Raw genomic sequence first — 20,474 nt, 5'->3', positions numbered from 1 at the left:
AAAGAGAAGGAATCTGCTTGGAATGGTAATTTAGTAGGATAGGAAACAGGAAACGGAGCGTGTCTATGGATGCACTAACTAATACCCCTTTTTGAATCGTATATAACGTAACTTCTTTTCCGATGTATCCTCAAAGTAAAATCACGAGCAAAAAACCAAGAAACAATCTACATTTCATAAATCCCTCACCATCTATAACATACAATCCAGTGAAATAATTTGTTTCAGATACGTAGAAATATGATTTAACCAGCGATCAATAATCAGGTCTTCTTACCCTAAATATACTTGAATCTATTTGTTTCCATACCGGAAGAGTTAAATCATTTTGTTCCCATTCATGCAATTAAACGGATATGTATAATTGCATATCTGTTTAATCACTTTTAGTGCTATATTTTAATAGCGATGAATGCTATTATTTCATAAGTTGTCAACAAGCGTTATGTATGTATGAGAAAAAGGAAGGAGCCAAATAGGTCCCTTCCTTTTTCTACTAATTAAATAAATTACCCTCTGGTAAAAATTTAATTAGTGATGCTCCTTTACAAGCATCTGATTATGCATTAAAAATGCTAGCTTTGCTTGCTGTCGGAAAAATTAAAGAGGATAGCATTAAGTTATTAAGAGACAAAAATTCATCAACACGAAGACAGATTCGTCTTGGCTAGATAAATTTGGTGATAAATACAGAAAGTAACTCTTACGATTCAATGATTCCTTTTCCTGCCTTCTACCCTTGCCACTTCTGTTTCATGACTTGTAAATATAGATCTTCAAACTCGTTAAAATGGACGCGAAAAGCACCTAATGTATCGATATAAGCAGTAATCACATCTTCTTTATTAAAATGGATCCCTTCCTGTGCTATATCATAGCTATCATCAAGGCTGTATAAATCAAAATATTCCTCTTCCCAATATACGCCTCTGTTTACTAATAAACGAGTGGAGCAGGTAAGCGCTTGTTTTACATTACATTTCTGAGCTACTAACTTTTCATTTAAGACTGAAAGAAGGATGTTTACCGAATGTTTTTCATCAACTATGCGGCTATATGACAGTAAAGCCGATTCTATATATATCAGTTTTGCTTTAGACATTAAAGATATCTCCACAATTTCATATGGCGGGTGATCATTTGCTGCAATCAACCTATCGCACCATGAAATAACCTCCTCTCTATTCCAAAGCCCGCAGCCTAGTCCTAATGCATACAAGTGGGATAACTTTTGATAAGATTTCAATATGTTTCACCTTCAATTTAACTGTATTGTGGGATTACATTCATTTTGGAAATAATCACACTTAGTAATAAATACAATAAGCTGCCCAAACGGACAGCTTATTTGCATTAAAAACGCTACACATAAACTTTTGCTTTTTTTCGACGAATAAGCCACCAAACTAAAGATAGCAGTACTAGAGGGAACGGAATTACCTAAATAAAGAAAAATACTTTCCAAAAATCGTGCATCGTACTACCAGGGGAATCTGTTGCCATCCCGCCAATAAAAAAAGACAATGGAATGACAAGTATATTTATACCTAAACTAATCATTAGAAATGATAGATTCTCCTTCCAGGTTATTGGTAATGCAGCCACGATAAATAAAACCAATGCAGTACCCAGTATAAGAAACAGTGCTCCAAAAAAAAATACAAAGTATAAAATACCATTGATTAAAGGTTCCACAATAGCCCTCCTAAGGATTCATCCTATAGAAACACTCATGTTATTTAGAAAGTCAGGATGCTAAACCTCTTAGTTCTCTTTCAATTTCTTCATCGCTATAGTCTTCTTGTCTTCTACCATTTTATCAGCTTAGAATACTTTATCTACATGCTTATATTCTGGACTGCGTTAGGACATATGTTTCTATTGTACAACCCGCTAGCAAGAAACTCACACTTAGCCCTGCTAATACGATACCTTTAAAGGCTCTGTTCATATTCATTTATCCCTTTTATCTTTTCGTATTTTTTTCTCCATCCATAGACAGTCCATTATGAACGTTTTCATTATAAGTATTGTCTGCTGTTACTGTTTTACTTTCCTTACTATCTGTTTCGGCCCTGATTCTTCTCGTTTACCGTTTCAGTATTACGCTTCAATTCGCATTATCATTACATAAAAAGGACATACCTATTCATATATACCCCTTTATTATTTTATAAAGATTATACAAAAATTAACAATTAATCATTTACTCAACAATAGATAATATGGATAAAGAAAAAATACTAGAGAGTATCACAGTGTAGTAGTCTCCTAGTATCTTTTCATAGTATTTTAACGGCTATGCAAATGAGGAGGGATAAAAAAAGACCTCTTACGGAAAGATAAGAGGTCATCAAGAAGATAAAAATGTTGTATTTGAAACACGCGAGTTTCTAATTCATATTATAACACAATATATTCATATATTCAATATATACATAAAACGAAGGATATATGTTCAAAAAACACACGGAATATTAATTTGGAACAGTATATTTTATTCTTTTAACCTATTTCTTCTACAATGCCGTGATTGTAACAATGAATGGTCTCCTCTATATACTGATGAGCAATTGTAGCAAGTTTTTCTAAATTCTCTTCCGTTACCTCATGAGTAAACAGAACAAAATTACTGTCGGATTCGAAGTTTGTTGAAATGGAACCATCGATCCGTTATGAAATGTTGAGCTTGCATCTCCTAGATTCCATGTAAATATTCGCTAATTCCAATCCCCTTTCGTGTCTATTTTATGTTTAATATAGTCTCGTACCGTATAAACGGGAAATGTTGTTAATTTGAAAAGAGAGCGGAATAAAATTTCTTTATCGCCTCTGTTCTTTCTTCTGTATGATAGAAAAAACGGAGAAAGATGGAATTTTATCTATCCTCATCACTTGTTAGAAAATTCTAATTTGATTAAATTAAAAGAAAATGATATATTGATTTTAGAATAATAATCCAATTAATGGATGACAACCTGATACCTGTAAGTGGACTATGACAATGTCAGATAAACGGGAGGAATTTAATATGAAAAAATTATGTTCATTTGCTTTAATCGGTGCCTTAACCTTTTCGGGTTTTATCGTTTTAGACAGTACGCTACCTGATAAAGCGCGCGCTGAAGTAAATACGATTAAGCAAGCTTCAGCTGTTGTGGATGATTGGCCATGGCAGACGTATTTCTTATTGCATCACAACGTGGACTATCTACAAGAATTAGCCCCTGGTACGTTAAAACAAGGTGATACGTTTGATACGACGGTATATATAGGCGGAAAAGATGTAGGTGTTGTAAAGATTTATCGATTGAACGGAGAAGGTAAATTGCAACGCTACAAAACCATTTCTGCAGGTGAGGCTGGACACCACTACTATTCTAGGTTCAAAACACCAATTACAACGGTTTACACACCAGGTACATATGTGGCAGTACTAAAAGTAGATAATTCATATTATTATGGTGGCTCCTTCCAAATTACAAAGTAAAACATATAGGTATATTTGTCTGAAACGCACTGGGTTACGGTGCGTTTTTGTTATCTAACAAATAAATGATCATGCGGGAAGTCAAAGCATATTATCGAAACGGAGCTGAATGTGATGAAAATTGTAACAGTTAATGCGGATGCAACAGTCCATGTTGGTATTTTAAAAGGGATGACAGGATGTGTTACTAGTTATGATGCGGATACTGGGATGGCCGAAATCTAATTGGATCCATTTACAACGGTTATAATTAGGTCTGTATTTCTAACGCAATAAGGTTTGTATAGGACTCTTTAGAAAATTAATATTTGATTTTTATAGTGACTCAATACATTGATTAAAACTGAGTTACATATTTTAAAATTATCAACAGGAGAATCTGCAAATTTACGGGTTCTTATTTAAAACATAATGCCAGAAAAGCTGAGGTGAATAAAGTGCAAATTTTAAAACCTTTAAAACGTGACGTATACATTTTTCTTCCATTGTCTATTTATTTTTCCTCCATTTTTATTTCATTCTATATCATAGAGAATACATTCAACTTGCTAAGTTTTTTACCAGCACTTGGAACCCTGTATGTCTGGGTAACTAGTGTGATAGACATTAAAAATAAAAACTACAAAATAAAAAAGCATCTGAACTAGATGCTTTGCTCTTAATGTTATAGAATATTGACGCCCATGACCATACAGCTACCAAAAACAATACATACCAAACCTAAAAATATTAAAAAATCTGGCAGATCAAAATGTTCGAGTAACGCGCCTATTAATAATAAAAAGGGATATACTAGAATTTCAATCCAGGTTACGCCCCCTGCTTTCTTTATTTCTCGGTAAGATACAACGCTGACAAGTAAAACGCCTACTACAATCAACCCTATCCCTAACATCATCCATTCATCCTTTTGAAAATTTAGTATTTCACTTTCATATACTGCTCTTTTACGAGCACCAATAATTCCCTCAATTTCTTCTCTACAGGATGTTCTTGATTTTCAGATACTTCTCTCCCGTATGATGAAAAGCTTTGTGAGCAAGCACTAGTTGTAACTTCCAATTTCGCGTATGAGAATGTATGCTCATTTTCTTTACCAATGTTTTCAGTAGTGCTTCCATTTGAACCAACGCGTATACAGCTTTCATCAAGTTTGGTGCGCTTATCTTCCTTGTTAACCGTGTAATACGTGTCATTGACTTCCCCATATTTCATATCGGCTGTAGATGTAACTGCGGTCCCGTCTGTAGAAAAAGTGACGACACGAAATCCATCTTCTTCTGGCAACAACTCAGCTCCTGGAACATTATATAGTACCAATAGGTCTCCTTCGTATGCTTCTGGAATGAGATAAATGGTATCTGTAGTGTCTTGTCCGAATCGGATACAACCGCTTAAAAGAATCATAATAAAGATCCCACAATACATTATAACTTTTCTCATAGAGTCTCTCCCGTTATGTGTAAGAATGGTATAGTATGTATTATATAATGCAATATATTTCCTTGGATAGAATAAGTTTCTAGTTTGAAGACGATTTTACTATTGTTATATAAAATATTTATGTCAGTGGATGATTAGCACGAAGAGAAATGGAGTGAATTGATGAGCAGACGTTTTGCATTAACATATGAAAATAAGATTTTGAGAAAGATAATGATTACCGTAAGCATTATCATACTCGTTTTCATTGCAACAGGGTGTGATTCTGTCCAAAATGAGGCAAAGGATGTAACGGACATTCCGCTTAACAGCAAACTAGATTCCCTTATTTCAGAAAGTATCATTGCCTGGAATCAAGACAAATTAAATCATACAGAAAAACAATTTGAGACGCATGTAATCTATGGAACTGAGATGAAGGATGAAAAAATGTATGTCTACCTCCATTCCCTCATGCAAGGATATAACCGCGAAACACAGACAGTTCCTCAAGCAGGACATTTACTTCCAGTCCGTGTGACAGTCACAAAAAATGGGGATGATTACATCATTGAAGATTACCGTGAACCAGGAGATGGTGCTGAAAATGAACCTGCTTTGCGCAACATGTTCCCGAATAAGTATGCGGATCAAGCACTTGCTATATCAAATAAAATAATACAATCATTAGAATCTCGTATGCAAGAATCCGTTTCTAAGTGGCTGGAACAAACAAATAATGAGAGACAAAAAAGATAACAAATATACTATTTATAATTGAATACAAAACAAAAAAGGAGAGAAATAATCTCTCCTTTTTCTACTTTATACCTAGCATTATTTGTTATATCCACCAAGTTGCTGTTCTGCCATAGCAACGAGACGTTTTGTGATTTCTCCACCTACAGAGCCGTTCGCTCTTGCAGTTGAATCCGCACCTAATTGTACGCCGAATTCTTGTGCAATTTCATATTTCATTTGATCCAGTGCGCTTTCTGCACCTGCAACCACTAAAGAGTTGTTACGATTGTTTGCCATCACATATCACCTCCTGTACGTTTAATATGCTACGAAACAAAGAAAATATTATTAGTAAATAAATCCATTTATAACGTGTACTTTTCAACCATTTTACTTTCCCATTACAATTTCAGCATAATAACAGTACAAGTTTTCTTTATTTGCATGAGTTTACAGAATGTGAAATATGATTATGAAGAGTTTTATTTTACAAAAAAATTTATCGATGTAGTTGTATTGCAAGTTCTTCTAAAATATTGACAGATAATATGCCGTGTGTTAAATTCAAAACATTTAAATATTAAGGAGATGAGTGACAGGTGTCAGTTAATAAGATAGAAGAATATTGGTATATGTACGCTAAAGAAAATGAGTTAAACATGAGTGTTCCAGATGCATGGATGTTTGGAGATGGTTCCAAAGAAATGGGAGATGAATTAGGAAGTTTAGTAGTTAAAGGAATCAAAACAGGAACATGCGCTGCACATTGTGTTTATGAGCTTGAAGGGGAAGAAATTCAAAAAGTTGGTCAGTACGATATTGTATTGGATGGAGACAATAATCCATTAGCAATTATAAAATATACAAAGATCGATTTACTAAAAATGAATGAAGTAACAAGTAATTTTGCAAGATCTGAAGGTGAAGGCGATTTAAGCTATGATTATTGGTATAGTGAGCACGTTAAATTTTTCACTTGGGAATTAAGTCGGTATGGACTTACTTTTACTCCAGACTTAATGCTCGTTTGTCAAACGTTTAAAGTAATGGATGTTTATAAAAATTAAACATGAATGAAAATCAAACATGTTTATTTTATATTATGTTTTTAAGCATTTCGTCATGTAAAAAAACAAAATCCCCTTAATACAGGGGTTTTGTAATCTATACTGTTCATAATCCTTAGTAAACCGCTGATACTTTTTGGATAGTTCATACTCAATTTTATCGTACGCCATTGTACCTGCTAATTCTTTACGTGTCTATTCTTCAATATATCAAAATAATATAATCAATTCCATCATCTTAACGCCTCGCTATTTGGTTCAAAACTAGAGCCATTCGTGGATAAAGCAGAACAACTTTCCCCTTCTTATGCCATACTTATCCTTTATTGTTCCTTTATACCTTTAGTAATTGTGTATCGGTAAGGCTTATCGCCTTCTCATACAACTTTGGATGAAGTGAATAGCTGAAAATAAAAGGAACTCTCAGAATAAAGTTTTTAATCAAGTGCGTTCCTTTTATTACTTACTATTTAGCCTACGTACATATTACATAGTGTATTTTTTTATCCAATAAATTGGATTAAAACCTGGTTAAACTTTTCCCGCTCTTCCCAGAATGTGCCGTGACCACTGAATTGAAAAGGTACAAGTTGTGCATTTCCCAATAATTTTTGCGTCTCTTCTCCCTTAGTAAATGGAACAATTTTATCGTGAATACCGTGAATAATTAGCGTCTGTACATTTATTTTACCAAGATCGCTATACACATTTTCATCTCTCAATGTTCTCATAATCGCAGCTGTCGACCAACTAGCCGCTTCCAATCCTAACTGTAGAAACCATTCGAAAAATGGTCCAGTGATTTTCTGAAAGAAAAATTGATCTGTTACACCCTGCAACATATTAGGGCGATCGTTCAGTGTGTCTGTAATGAACTTATTCGCAATCCCTTTTTCCACACTAGTTGGAGATGCAGCACCAATTAGGACTAATTTGGATACTCCAAATCCTTGATAACGAGCCATATAACGAATTGAAATTGCACCACCTGTGGAGTGTCCTGCTAGTGTGACATCTTTAAGCTGTAACGCTTTAATTACTACTGCTATATCATCTGCCAATCTATCAAAATTGTATCCACTGTATGGTTTGTCTGAATTGCCGTACCCCCTCCAATCAATGCCTATACATCGATATCCCATTGCTGGAAGTACATTGTACTGATATTCGAATTGCTTATGGTTTAATGGCCACCCATGTATAAAAAGTATTGTTTTCTTACCTTTCGAATTTATATCTTCTACAAAAATTCTTACATCAGATTCAACAGGTATTAAGTATCCCATGCAGACTCCCCCATGTAATAAAGATTGCCTCTACAATAAGATATTCAGCTTAAGAGAATCTATGCTGTTTCAAGTCTACTCTAAATTGCCCTAAGGACCGGTTCGACTACAAATAATGATTCATGAAATTCACGTTACATATACAATCGCAACAGTTGTGTTAGAGAGATCCTACTTTCAATTCCTTCATTTGTAAATAAGGTGTTGGAAGCTTTCTACGTACTAAATTTAAATTTACATCTAAATCTTGGACAAATGCGATTTGCGGACCCACAATATTGTATTCAATTTCAGCTTTTGTAATATCTCTTTTTCTTTCTTTGACACATTTACTAACAAACAATTTAATTTATCTGTATCGAACTGAATAAGTATATAGCCATTTAAAATACTATCCTGAATATCTTCCATTTGATTTGTTATTTTTGAATTCTCAAAGGGTAATACAGACTGAATATCTTGTAACGAATCGAAGCTCTTCTCTTTTATATAAGTCAAAACCTCTTCATGAAATATATTTACATCGACTAATGTTCTAAAATATGAAATGACTATAGCGGAATTATTAGAAGCAATTTCCAACGTTATAAAATCTTTAGATTTTTTAGTAATTTTATTAAATCCTGCAAAGATTCTATAGAGTAAACAGATATTCTTTCATGTGGTTTCAATTGATAATACCCTTCCTTTCAGAAAGAAACTATATATAGTTTTCAGGAAATTGCTATTTTTAAAATTAGGGATGGTGATATATAAATATACTTATTTAATTAATAATAAAGCCTTTTTAACTAACTTAACCAAAATTAGTTAAAAAATGTATTAAAAGTAAAAATTTGAAATACCTCCAAGAAAAATTACAATATTAAAAACATCCTTTCTTTTGGTTCTAAAGAAAGGATGTTTTTATAACAGGCTTTTTCAAGTGTCTATTCTATAGGGTACATTTACCAGTGTTCTTCTCTTTATTATTTCATTAAGTAACATTGGCATTACATTCTGTATGGTTTCTTAAAAAATTTCAGTAAGAGAATATCTTAATTTTGAAGTGTACAAATAGGGAGAGTGACTTCAACTGTAGTCCCCTTATTCATTTCACTCTTAATAAATATCTTTCCCTGATGTGTTTCAATGATTTTATAACAGATCATTAATCCTAAGCCAATCCCCTCTTCTTTAATACTATAAAAAGGTTCTCCGAGGTATGGTATACGTTCTTTTGGAATCCCACACCCTTGATCGATAAAACGAATGCTTACTTGATTATTATCAAGTATATTTATTTGAATCAGAATTTCCCCTCCCATCGGCATAGATTCAATTGCATTTTTTAATATATTAACAAATACTTGTTTTAATTGATTTCCTTCACATGAAATCAATGGAATACCAGGGTTAAGATCGATTCTAAATTTTATATTATGCATCATTGCTTGAGGTTGTAATAGCATTAAAACTTGATCCATTAGCACACTAATGTTATTAGGTTGCATTTTTACTACCTGTGGTTTGGCTACCGCCATAAATTCAGTTGTTATGCTCTCTATACGCTCAATCTCTGATGATACTATATTAATATAACCCTGATTATTCTCATTTTCCGTTGATTTTAGTAATTGCATGAACCCTTTCATTGCAGTTAATGGATTATTAATCTCATGAGCCATTACAGTCGCTAATTGTCCTACAACAGCAAGTTTTTCAGATTTTCGTAATAATTCTTCTGTTTTTAGCCGTTCAGTGATATCACGAGAAATACTTAGAAAAACTTTTTTACCATTTAAGTTAAAAACACGAACACTAAACTCAGTTGTTATTACTTTTCCTGTTGGAAAAACATATTCATCTTGCAAAGTGAAGGAAGTTTGTCCTTTTTTAATTTTTTCTAATAACCTTACGATTATTTGAGAATCTTGTGGTACTATATTTGAAAATGATAATGAGAGCAACTCTTCTCTACTATATCCAAATCTTCTACACCCAACAGGGTTTACCTCAATAAATCGACTTGGAGCATTATCTTCATTCAGCTCTACTACATATACCGCATCAGTTGCTTGTTCGATTAGTGCACGGTACTTCATTTCACTATCTCTTAATTGCTGGTGTAATCGATGCCGTTCTCTTTCTGCTTGTTTTCTTTCAGAGATGTCTCTACATATTGCTGATAAAGCTATCACATTTCCTCTTACATCTAGTATAGGAGAAACTGTCAGACTGATATCAAGAAGACTCCCATCACTCCGTTGTCTAACAGTTTCTAATCTAGTAACCACCGATTCTCCTGTTAGAATTTTCTGAATATTTTTAAGTGATTCTTCCATTAAAAAATCTGGTACACAAGGTAATCTCTTACCTATGATTTCTTGTGATGACCACCCAAATATCTTTTCATAAGCTTTATTGGCTTGTAAAATATGCCCTTCTCGATCAGAAATGGTAATAGCATCTAGATTGTGCTTTATAAATGATTCCAATAATTCTTTGGTAGCGCTTAATTCTGATTCTACCTTTTTCCTTTCGGTTATATCAACTGTAGAACCAACAACTTCAATAACTTGTCCATTTCGTTTAATCGGCCTAAGCGCAATAAGAATAATAGTTTTATCATTTGGCCAAGGTAATTCAAATATAATTTCTTTTCCTTCCCATGCCTGAAGATAGTACTTCATCAATTGTGGAACTAAATGCGGAGGAACAATAGAAGCATCAATAGTACGTAAGCTTTTTCCTACCACCTGTTCAGAATAAAATCCGTTTTGATAATAAAACTGTCCATCACATAAAGTGTGTATAAAGTGCTTATCCACTTTTTTAAATTTAAAAATTCCTCCTTGAAGCTCATGTACGGTATCTGCAAGTTCTTGCTTCGATTTTTTTAATTCTCGATTCATTTTAGATAAGTCCTGTGTTAAATAATACAATCTCTGGTAGGCTTCCATAAGAAATAGCCCAATTAAAAGTCCTAACGCTATATATAATAGGCCTCCTGTGTAAAGTAATGTAGTATTAAATAATACGCCAACTAACCACTTTATTCCAATAAAAACAGAAAAATATAACGATGCACTTTTAAAAGGATGTAGTTTTTTAAAATAAGTTTTAAAAGTAGAAAATAGAATCCCCATACCTAAATAAGCAATCACAGGAGGTTCCCAATACCCTCCAGTGTAAAAGATACGCATTACAATTATGCTAATTAACGTAATCCAACCAGCAATACGACCAAAGTAAATAAAAGATAGAATAAGAGGAACAACTCGAAGATCGTAGGAAAATCCCATGTATGGAAAAGAAAAGAACATTAACGTAACTGCAATAATCCCTCCATAGAGCTTTTCGAAATATCGACTAGAATTAATTGTAAACACTTGAATAAATATTGCTGCGCTAACTAATAAAGAAAAAATAGAAAGGTTGATGAAATAATCTTTAATAATCATGTAATGTCCCTCCTTGCATTAAGTGTATTCGACAAAAAAGCTAAAAATCCTACAAATTTTATAAACAGTTCAAATGCATAAATTTTAAACTAGGATAAAATCTGGAAAAGTAAATAAGGAGCACAGCAGATGAGATATTTTAATGAAAAATAGTTCAAAAAAGATAATAGTAACCGTTGACTACTATTATCTTTTTTCTTTAAGTTATCGTAATACGTATGAAACTCTAAGGGACGTGGTATGTCATTTCATCAAACAATGATTATATGCTGAGTCATGAATATAGAAATTTCAGCAGTAATTTTTGAAAAATAACATAAAAAACAAAACTATCTTTGAAAATGGAAAAAATCTATATGAATGTCAACTAATCTATGTACAAAAACGTTCACTTAATTTTGCATAAAATCACTCCACTTAGGAAGCTAAGTAGTTCTTCAAGGTCGATAAGAACACCTGTAGATGCTTCAAGATAACTACATAATTGTATGGGTAATGTACTTGAAACCTTTCGGTAAAACCATACACATAATACAACTAACTCCTTGGTTCAATATTTACTTTTTCGCTGAACAAATTCTTTTTCTTGAGCAAAATATTCTAGGATATAAGGAGATTTTTCGATTAACTTGGTGTCTAGTTTATTCTCCAGCTCCAATTACTTCGTTACTTTCAGATTCAGTTCATTATATTTTGTACTTTGTCTTTATACACAACATATTCTTTACCATCCACTACTGCTACTACCGCAAATTCATCATTTGGATTGAATGAAAGCCAATCAGCCCACATGTTAGTATTAGCCCCTCCACTCCACATATTATGAACAGTGTTTTTAGTTAAATTCATAACTTTATAAGACGCATTTGGTGCATTTGTTCCAGTCTTTATTTCAAAAGTGTATGCGTTATGAATTTTTTTATAAAAGTAGAAAACGTTTGCTGGACGAAGCTGCTTCAAAAAATCCTGTTCTTTTTTCTCTGCAATTTTTATCCCTTCTTGCAAAGTGACAACATCTGTTTTTAATGTTTTCCAACTGTTTTTCGCTGCATTCAAGCTAGGGGTTAAGAATTTATATTTATTTTGATCAGCTTTTTGATCTGCTTTATCAATATGTCCCAGTACACCCGAATATTGAGAATCTAAATCCTCCCATTGCGTAGACATATAAGTAAGAGCAGTGATAGCACTATCAAGCATACTATGCATATCACTAATATTATGAAATGCAACTCCAACTACACGATTCAATGTTATTTTATAATCTACAGTCTGACGCAATTTTGCTAATTCAGGTTCTAGCCAACCTAACTTACCTCTTGCATCACCTATCATGATGCCACCAGCAATCAAGGTTGGAATAAAGGGGATTTTCACCATGTCTAATCCCTTAGATTCTATGTCTTTCTGATATTTTACTTGTCCTAAAAGGTCCTCTAGACGCTTTTGGTCAGCCTCCACATCAGCACCTTGGTTTTTTAAAATCGATTGCAATGTCTCTTTATGACTTCCAAATGTTCTAACATCTTCTCCAATAGCATTTTTTAATTGAATTAATTCTTCTATTAATGCTTTTGCAGACTTTTGATTTTGTTGAATTCCTCCCTGTAAATCTGTAATTCCTTTTTTTAAAGTATCTCCATTTCCAGTATTGATCGCCTCTACTAATGTTTCATAATAATTTTCAAATTTTGTATCGTATTCTATAATGCCTGTCAATGTATCTAAAAGCTGTTTTTTTACTTGTGTATTCCATGTAACAGCATGTGCTCTTGCATTCTTTTGATCTTGTACAATTTTACTAGGTAAATCTGCATTTCCATTAATAGTTATTCCTTCAAAACTCACATCTGGATTATGAATTAGCAAATAAGAATATTCATTCATAGCTTTTGCAAATAAACCAGCATCTTGCAAAGCTTTTTTCATCTGTTCTTCATTTGCTGAAAGAGATATATTTTCATTGTTCGTTTGTTCAATTTCAATCGCAAAAGTTTCTAGTGGTATGACTGCATAAGTAGTTGTTATAGTTAAAAACGCTGATACAGCGAGTAGTTTATTAGGGATTTTTTTCATCATTTCGTATTCCTCCTATATAAGGTATGGTTTCAAGTTCTAATCTTATTAAAAAGCGATGTCTTTCAAAATGAGTTCTACATCTTTTATCAGTATCGTTTGAACTTTCTTTAGCAGCCTTCAAATCATTAAGTATTAAAGAAAATGTATATAATCTGCTTCAAATTAACCGATTCTGTTGCAAATTTTAAAAAAGCAATTAAACTACAAGGTTATTTTTTATTCGAATCATACTTATATATAATTGAAAGGCGAAGTCTTTAATGAGACTCCGCCTTTCTGTTATATAAGGATTTATTAATTATTACTTTTCTGTTTAACAGTGTAATCATAGACTTTCTATGTTTTAGTTCACTTTACGCAGAATTAATATTTCCCTATTTTTGTGGAGTAACAGTTTCCACTTTTAATTCCTTTATTCCTTCTTTTAATGTAACAGCATCTGTTCGTAATGTTTTCCAACTGTCTTTCGCTGCATTTAAATTAGGTTTTAAGAATTTAAATTTATTTTGATCGGCTTTTTGAGCTGCATTCTCAATATGCCCTAGAACGCCCGAATATTGAGAATCTAAATCATGCCACTGCGTGGACATATAAGTAAGAGCGTTAATAGCATCATCAAGCGCCTTGTGCATTTCATTAATATTACTGTAAGCAACTCCAACTACACGATTTAAGGTTACTTTATAATCCACGGTCTGACGTAATTCTGCTAATAAAGGCTCTAACTTACCTAAATTCTCCCTTGCTACTCCCACTATAATACCGCCAATTATTGGTAGACCCAAAATAGCACCCTTCATTACATTAAACCCATCAGATTCTAATTGTTTATAATAGTTTACTGATCCTAATACTTCTTCTAGACGCTTTTGATCGGCATCAACATCTGCACCTTGATTTTTTAAAATTGACTGCAAGAGCTCTTTATTACCTCCAAAAGCTCTAACATCATGTCCAATAGAGTCTCTTAATTTAGTTAATTCTTCTATTAGTTGTTGTGCATACTTTTGATTTTGTTGAATTTCACCTCGCAAATCTGTAATCCCTTCTTTTAAAGTTTCTCCATCCCCTGTATTAATCGCTTCTACCATTGTTTCATAATAATTGTCAAATGTTGTATCGTATTCAACAATACCATTCAATGTATCTAAAAGCTGTTTTTTTACTTTCGTATCCCAAGTAACAGCATGTGCCCTTGCATTCTTTTGATCTTGTACGATTCTACCAGGTAAATCTACATATCCATTAATGGTAATTCCCTCAAAATTCACATCAGGATTCTTAATTAACATATAAGAATAGGCATTCATAGATTTTGCAAATAATCCAGCCTTTTGCAAAGTCTCTTTCATTCTCGCTTCATTTGCAGAAAGAGCCGTATCTCCATTGTTCGTTTGTTCAATTTCACTTGCAAAAGTTGTTACTGGTGAAACTACATTAGCAGTTGTAATAGTTAATAGCGTCGATACAGCTAGTAATTTATAAGGGATTTTTTTTATCATTTCATTTTCCTCCAATTTAGGTTTTAAATTTCAGTTCTACTCCTGTTTAAAAGCAATATCTTTTGAAATGAATTCTGCATCTTTATGAATATCATTCCAACTTTCTTTAGCGGCTTTTAAATCATCTGGTATTAAAGAGAATTTGTGGTCTTGCATAGAATCGATATTATCCAGTAAATCTGTATAATTTGCCCCCATTGTATTCCATTGCTTTTGAATATTTGTTAGAGACAATATCGCTTGATCTACAGTCTGATATAAATATGCCAATGTTTCTTTCGCGTTAGTAAGCGAAAGAACTGCTTGATTAGCACGATCTGCTTTCATACTTAATTCTCCGATTTTGTTAGAAATTTCATTATAGGAGTCCATATGCTTAGATGCTGTGACACCAGCCGCAGTTCCTAGACCGATACCAGCTGCGCCAAGAGCCGAGAGTCCACCAACAACAGCCGGTGTTGCTGTACCGCCAGTTACAACAATAACTACCGCTCCTCCAATAGCTGCAATAACTAAAATAGCTGCTCCCAATCCACCACCAATTGACCATGCTAATACATCATCAAAATGTTTTTTCTGAGTAGAACGAAGTTGCTCAATTTCAGCTTGAAGTTGTGGAATCGTTGCCTGTTGACCTGCTAATATTGCAGTTAATCCACCTTTCCCATCTGGACCACCAACATTATTTTTAAAATCTGTAGAATTTTGATATAGTTTTCCTTTGAAGTCTTGTAGCATCTTAATCACATCTGTAACTTCTTTTGAATTTGTATTGATTGTAGTAATTAAATCATTTATACCCTCTTTTAGACCTGCCTTATCTTTCTTTTGTACAGTTTCTACTAATGTGTCGTAATAATTTTGAAATTGATCATCGTAATTTACAATATTACGAGCAGTTTTTTGAATCTGTGGCTTCGCTGTATCTAACCAGTAATTCGCATTGATTCGTGACAGCTCTTGATTAAGGTGAATATTTTTGAGCAACTCTCCCCCCTCTGAGCCTAAATCAATATTAGATAAATTTACATTTGGTTGCTTAATCATTGTTTTTGCGTATAAATCCATTACTAGAATATGAGACCCTGTTTCAGCTAATGCTTTCTTCAGTCCTTCGGGGCCTAATGCATAATTGCCTACTTTTTGTTCTTGAGCGGTCGTTTCTTGTGCAAATGCATGAATAGTGTTACCGGTAGTAGCAGTTATAACAGTTGCTAATGTAGCTAAAGTTAGTACTTTGAATGGAAATTTTTTCATCAATATTCTCCTTCTTTCGCTAAATGCTTATAATCTTTATGAATTCCGAAAAAACGAAATATTAAAATTTATATACTTGTTCTTCAAGGTAACTTATTACATTTTTTAATTGTCTTAATGTATCTTTTTGAGACTGCTCGCTAGTTGTATCAACATTAGTAGATAATTTTGTAATGCTATTTTTTATTAGATTTAAATCTTCTTTATAGCGCTTTAGTAGATCAAGTTCTACATCTACTTGATTTGCAAACGTATGCAAATCATTTTGTGTAAGAAGAAGCATTGATTTTTGTAAATCAGCTATTGATAGTTTCGTTGTTAAATCATATATTTTTTGATTTTGTTTCTCTAAATCATCTAAATATGCTCGCTGTTCTGCTGTTAATTTATTTACTTCAGCAAAAACGCCAAATGTTTTCTTAATCTTTTCGGTATCAATGACCTTCATCAGGTCATACTCTTGTGTTTTTGCTGCGGCTGCGGCTGCTATTTCACCTTGTTTGCTTTTCTCAATTGCTTCACGAGCTGCTTTTTTTGCTGATTCAATCTCTAGAGCAGTTTTACCTTGCTCTGTTGCTTCTTGCACTGCTTTTTTCTCTGCTTCTAGAATAGAGTTGTTAATTTCTTTTCCTTTGTTATACGCTGCCACCCCTGCTTGAGCAGCTGGTTCAATAATTTCTTTTGAAAGACTATAAACTTCTTTGAATATAGCAAATCCCTGTTCATTTAAAGCCCCTGGTATTAAGGCAATTTGCTGTAAATCATTTTGAATTGCTTTTTTGGTATTTAATATTTCATTTTTTAACTGGTCTATTTTTCCTGTTCCATCTGTACTTAGTATGCCTTGAGCAGTTGCCACATTGGTATCAAAATCTTTTAATTTTTTATCAAGCTGTAATTTAAGATCTGTTAATTCATTGATTTGCCGTTGCGTATTTTCTTGATTCGTCATAGCCATTTCTTGAAGTACTTCAAGTCTATCCGAAAACCCTTCTCTATCTTCTTTATTGTCTACAAACGATTTTAATGTCGGGTAATAGCTATTAAATTTTGTTACAAATCCTTTACTTTTTGAATTTAATAGAATTAACTGTGGATAGAGTTCCGATGACCATTCCTTCATATCCTGTTTGATTAGGAATTGATTTGTATTTAAAGCTGTGACTTCCTCTAACTGTACATTAGGACTCATTAAAGATTGATCAATATACGTTTGGATTAATTTAGATTGCGCACCTAATTTTCGTAATGAAGAGGAAATATCCATGCCTTCCTGTTGAGTTTCCGCTTGAACGATTGGTGTTGCAAGAGTATTGATAGGAATATTTGCTCCAGTTACAATGGATGTGACTAATAATCCTGTAATTATTTTAGTTTTCATTCCGTACACTCCTTTACCATTGTTTTTATAACTTAATTCATATAACTTGTATGACCTCTCTCTTTGTAAACTGATTAAGAAGGAGAAATCTTTCAGATAGGATAATATCGTTATTTTTTACTTCTAATAGAATGTAAGGATTTTACTTACCTCTCACTTCGATACTCTATTTTTTCAAATATAAATAACAAAAATTTATTAACTATATTTGAATCAAGCACCCTATGAATAGTAAATGTGTAATTCTTCCCTAGAATTGCGGTTTAACTTACAGAACCGCGAGAATCAATAAACCAATGCTTACAGTTAATCTTGTTATAACATTGTTTAATTTGAATTTAATAATATTACTCTTAGTTTTATCAGCAAACTCCATACTAGACTACAAAAGATAAAATTATACTGTACATCGCTTATACTTTTATTGCGGAATAACTTCACTTTTGTTATGCAGAAACTTAGAACACGTTTATTACAAATTTGATTCTTGACCTCTTGTGAATAAATTTGCTATTTAGAATATTATTAACGACATAATGTTACTTACAACTTCACTATAATTCCTATTAGCGTAACCTTCTCCTTTCTGTCTGGTCATACCAGTTATGTTGTTCATTAAAACATTAAATTTTTAATGCGTAAATAGAAAAATTTTGTCGATTAAGCTCGATAATTTACTGTTAAATAAAAATATGCCCCGAAAAAATTATATAAATATAGTTATTCGTAAATTTCATTTCTGTAATTGTAATGATTACAAATTAATGTGTATACGGTTAAAAATAACTATTTTCGCTCAACCAAGAAATTTTATTTTAGAAAAAATACTTATAGAATAATATAATAGGTCTTTTTATACTTTTTTACCTTTATTTAGTTATGTATAATTGCATAAAATGTAGATATATTTAGTAATATATGTTATATTGTTGATCTTTTTACAAAACATCCTAATATCATTATTAATAAATATCTAATATGAAGATATTAGTCTATAAACTTATCTTCGTTATAAACGTAGGTTTTAAATGACAAAAAAGCTACAAAGTTTCCTTGGAGCACATTGCAGCCTTCTATCTTTTTGTTTCCTTTAGCAAAATAATGGTTAGTGAATTTTCATTTTTTGGGATACTTATACCCATGTTTAAGTCTTTACATTGGAGACAGCAGATAACAAGCTTATATTACTGTATATTTTTCACGGTACTGCCTGGGAGTCATGCTAGTGATTTTTTTGAAAACTCTTATAAAATAACTTTGGTCATTAAAGTTAAGCCACGCACAGATATCTGATAACGAATAAGTAGTGAGTGTTAATAATTTTTTTGCTTCTTCCACTCGTTCCCTTTGAATATATTCGCTTAAAGTAATTCCCATTTCTTTTTTAAATAGTTTAGACAGATAAGTAGGCGTAATTTCTAAATGATTAGCAAGTTCATTCAGAGATATTCCATCGTAAACATTTTTATTAATATGTTTTATACATGTAGTAACCGCGTAAGAATATTTTTTTGCATTGTATTCTTTCACACGATCTGCAAAAGTACGTAAAGCATCCCCTGACAATCGCTTTACAGATTCTACATTATCTAATTGTTCCAGGGTTTGTATATATAAAATACTATGAGCAAAAGCAATATCTGGTGGCAGGTTTCCTTCTATTGCATATCGAGTGGCTAAGGTAATCGCAATAATTCCAAGGTTTTTTTGATTCCTGAGCGGATCCTCTATTAGCATAAGTTCAACATCTTCTTGCGAAACCGCATACATATACTGTATTAACTTTTTTTTATTGCCTTCTTTAATAGTCGAAAAGAAATCATTTACTAATGCCATATTGTGCGTTTTAGGTTTGTTTTGTCGGCGTTTTAAAATATATAAATCAGGTTTCACATTTTTATTAGGAATTTCCTCTAGTACTTTATTTTTTTCCAAGACAATATCTACATCTAACTTTTCATTGAAAATCATGTAATGTAATAAAATTCCCATATCAATTAATGTAGTTTTTTTAATCTCAGATAAACACTGATAATAGGCAAGTCTTTCTTGAATGTTATCATTTGATTTAAATTCTTTCTGAAATTTTATGATCATATCATCTGAATCTTTTGGATGTATAGTAGGACCGATTATAATAGTCCCTTTAATATCATCATGATTTTCTATATGAATTAGAACAAAATTTTCAAGATAGTTGTTACTTCGAAAAAGTGGCAAGTTAAAGGGATCGTTTTCTTGATAAATATCACTAAGATGTTCTTCTTTTGAAGAATAAAAAGGACTACAAACATTATCAGATGTAGAATGATATAAAATTTTTCTGTCTGCAGATAAAATATGTACAGGGGCATTAAATGCTTTATGTGCAAGATCACACAAGTGTTGTATATCGATAGAAGTATTCATTACATTCTCCTTTATAGATCCATAAAATATATTCTGTTAGATATAATTCACGACAAATAATACTATAAAATATCAAATTAGTACAATTCACAACAAAATATTACTATATCTTTTTTATAAAAATCATATATTATTTAATTGTAGTTAGCATCTAAACATCAGAGTAGATAAGTAAATGAAATAAGTTAAGTTCTTTTCTTAATTCTACAAGGTATAATTATTGAACTTGAGAAAACAGTGAAGTACTACAAAATACAGTGGTAGTCAATGCGAGGACCAAGCTGGAAAAAGATTTAAAATACAGCGAAAGTAACAGGAGATACTGTACCACCGCAAGAAACAACAGTCAAAGTTCCAATTCAATCACTTATACAAATTGAATTCAAAAAAATAAATA

At 32.3% G+C, this 20,474-nt stretch carries 14 protein-coding genes and 3 pseudogenes; 3 read left to right on the top strand and 14 right to left on the bottom strand.

Translation table 11 applies throughout. The annotated features are described in order from the left end of the window. Positions 1–733 precede the first annotated feature (733 nt). Both ACQRBL_RS29005 and ACQRBL_RS29000 read right to left on the bottom strand, forming a co-directional pair. Positions 734–1,246 carry a hypothetical protein gene (locus ACQRBL_RS29005; protein ID WP_000844525.1) on the bottom strand — a complete coding sequence of 171 codons (513 nt, stop codon included), beginning with the start codon at positions 1,244–1,246 and terminating at the stop codon, positions 734–736. 116 nt (positions 1,247–1,362) lie between these two features. Beyond that, positions 1,363–1,695, bottom strand: a pseudogene (locus tag ACQRBL_RS29000) (hypothetical protein). 1,336 nt (positions 1,696–3,031) lie between these two features. On the opposite strand from ACQRBL_RS29000, the gene ACQRBL_RS28995 reads away from it, so the two are divergent. After that, a complete protein-coding gene (locus ACQRBL_RS28995; protein ID WP_023521971.1) occupies positions 3,032–3,490 on the top strand; it encodes a DUF5065 family protein in 459 nt (152 codons plus the stop codon). A 664-nt stretch (positions 3,491–4,154) separates the two neighbouring features. On the opposite strand, the gene ACQRBL_RS28990 is transcribed toward ACQRBL_RS28995, so the two are convergent. Both ACQRBL_RS28990 and ACQRBL_RS28985 read right to left on the bottom strand, forming a co-directional pair. Further along, entirely contained in the window at positions 4,155–4,388 is a 234-nt protein-coding gene (locus tag ACQRBL_RS28990; protein WP_002094019.1) for a hypothetical protein, read from the bottom strand. Positions 4,389–4,408: 20 nt separating this feature from the next. Next, the gene (locus ACQRBL_RS28985; RefSeq protein WP_411996071.1) at positions 4,409–4,933 is read right to left on the bottom strand and encodes a DUF6843 domain-containing protein; all 525 of its coding nucleotides are present in this window, start codon (positions 4,931–4,933) and stop codon (positions 4,409–4,411) included. Positions 4,934–5,095: 162 nt separating this feature from the next. Here ACQRBL_RS28985 and ACQRBL_RS28980 point away from each other — a divergent pair, with 162 nt between their 5' ends. Then, positions 5,096–5,671, top strand: a complete 576-nt coding sequence (locus tag ACQRBL_RS28980; RefSeq protein ID WP_097961773.1) for a peptidase M56 — start codon at positions 5,096–5,098, stop codon at positions 5,669–5,671. 78 nt (positions 5,672–5,749) lie between these two features. On the opposite strand, the gene ACQRBL_RS28975 is transcribed toward ACQRBL_RS28980, so the two are convergent. Then, positions 5,750–5,950, bottom strand: a complete 201-nt coding sequence (locus tag ACQRBL_RS28975) for an alpha/beta-type small acid-soluble spore protein (protein ID WP_000002881.1) — start codon at positions 5,948–5,950, stop codon at positions 5,750–5,752. Between the two features lie 302 nt (positions 5,951–6,252). On the opposite strand from ACQRBL_RS28975, the gene ACQRBL_RS28970 reads away from it, so the two are divergent. Continuing rightward, complete coding sequence (locus ACQRBL_RS28970) at positions 6,253–6,720, top strand: ASCH domain-containing protein (RefSeq protein ID WP_000115718.1); 468 nt, start codon at positions 6,253–6,255, stop codon at positions 6,718–6,720. Positions 6,721–7,223: 503 nt separating this feature from the next. Here ACQRBL_RS28970 and ACQRBL_RS28965 read toward each other — a convergent pair. From ACQRBL_RS28965 to ACQRBL_RS28925, 9 genes and pseudogenes are all read right to left on the bottom strand, one after another. Further along, positions 7,224–8,006 (bottom strand): alpha/beta fold hydrolase, encoded by a 783-nt coding sequence (locus ACQRBL_RS28965; RefSeq protein WP_411996070.1) that lies wholly within the window; start codon positions 8,004–8,006, stop codon positions 7,224–7,226. Positions 8,007–8,166: 160 nt separating this feature from the next. After that, a pseudogene (locus tag ACQRBL_RS28960) lies at positions 8,167–8,588 on the bottom strand (spore germination protein). A gap of 455 nt (positions 8,589–9,043) precedes the next feature. Continuing rightward, positions 9,044–11,449, bottom strand: a complete 2,406-nt coding sequence (locus tag ACQRBL_RS28955) for a PAS domain S-box protein (protein ID WP_098377331.1) — start codon at positions 11,447–11,449, stop codon at positions 9,044–9,046. A 430-nt stretch (positions 11,450–11,879) separates the two neighbouring features. Then, positions 11,880–12,107, bottom strand: a pseudogene (locus ACQRBL_RS28950) (hypothetical protein); the annotation flags it as partial. A gap of 20 nt (positions 12,108–12,127) precedes the next feature. Beyond that, positions 12,128–13,528, bottom strand: coding sequence for a hemolytic enterotoxin HBL binding subunit HblA (gene hblA, locus ACQRBL_RS28945; RefSeq protein WP_065483642.1), 1,401 nt, complete (start codon positions 13,526–13,528; stop codon positions 12,128–12,130). Between the two features lie 374 nt (positions 13,529–13,902). Then, positions 13,903–15,030, bottom strand: coding sequence for a hemolytic enterotoxin HBL binding subunit HblB (gene hblB, locus ACQRBL_RS28940; protein ID WP_000591971.1), 1,128 nt, complete (start codon positions 15,028–15,030; stop codon positions 13,903–13,905). A 36-nt stretch (positions 15,031–15,066) separates the two neighbouring features. Beyond that, a complete protein-coding gene (hblD, locus tag ACQRBL_RS28935) occupies positions 15,067–16,287 on the bottom strand; it encodes a hemolytic enterotoxin HBL lytic component L1 (RefSeq protein ID WP_023521966.1) in 1,221 nt (406 codons plus the stop codon). 61 nt (positions 16,288–16,348) lie between these two features. Continuing rightward, positions 16,349–17,668 carry a hemolytic enterotoxin HBL lytic component L2 gene (gene hblC / locus ACQRBL_RS28930; protein ID WP_078993245.1) on the bottom strand — a complete coding sequence of 440 codons (1,320 nt, stop codon included), beginning with the start codon at positions 17,666–17,668 and terminating at the stop codon, positions 16,349–16,351. Between the two features lie 1,179 nt (positions 17,669–18,847). Next, positions 18,848–20,077: a helix-turn-helix domain-containing protein gene (locus tag ACQRBL_RS28925; RefSeq protein ID WP_023521964.1), complete on the bottom strand. Its 1,230-nt coding sequence runs from the start codon at positions 20,075–20,077 to the stop codon at positions 18,848–18,850. Positions 20,078–20,474: the final 397 nt, after the last annotated feature.

Source organism: Bacillus sp. AF62, from assembly GCF_050312695.1.
Classification (GTDB): domain Bacteria; phylum Bacillota; class Bacilli; order Bacillales; family Bacillaceae_G; genus Bacillus_A; species Bacillus_A cereus.
The sequence above is the reverse complement of the archived record's forward strand: the minus strand, read 5'-3'. Positions and strand labels throughout refer to the sequence as shown.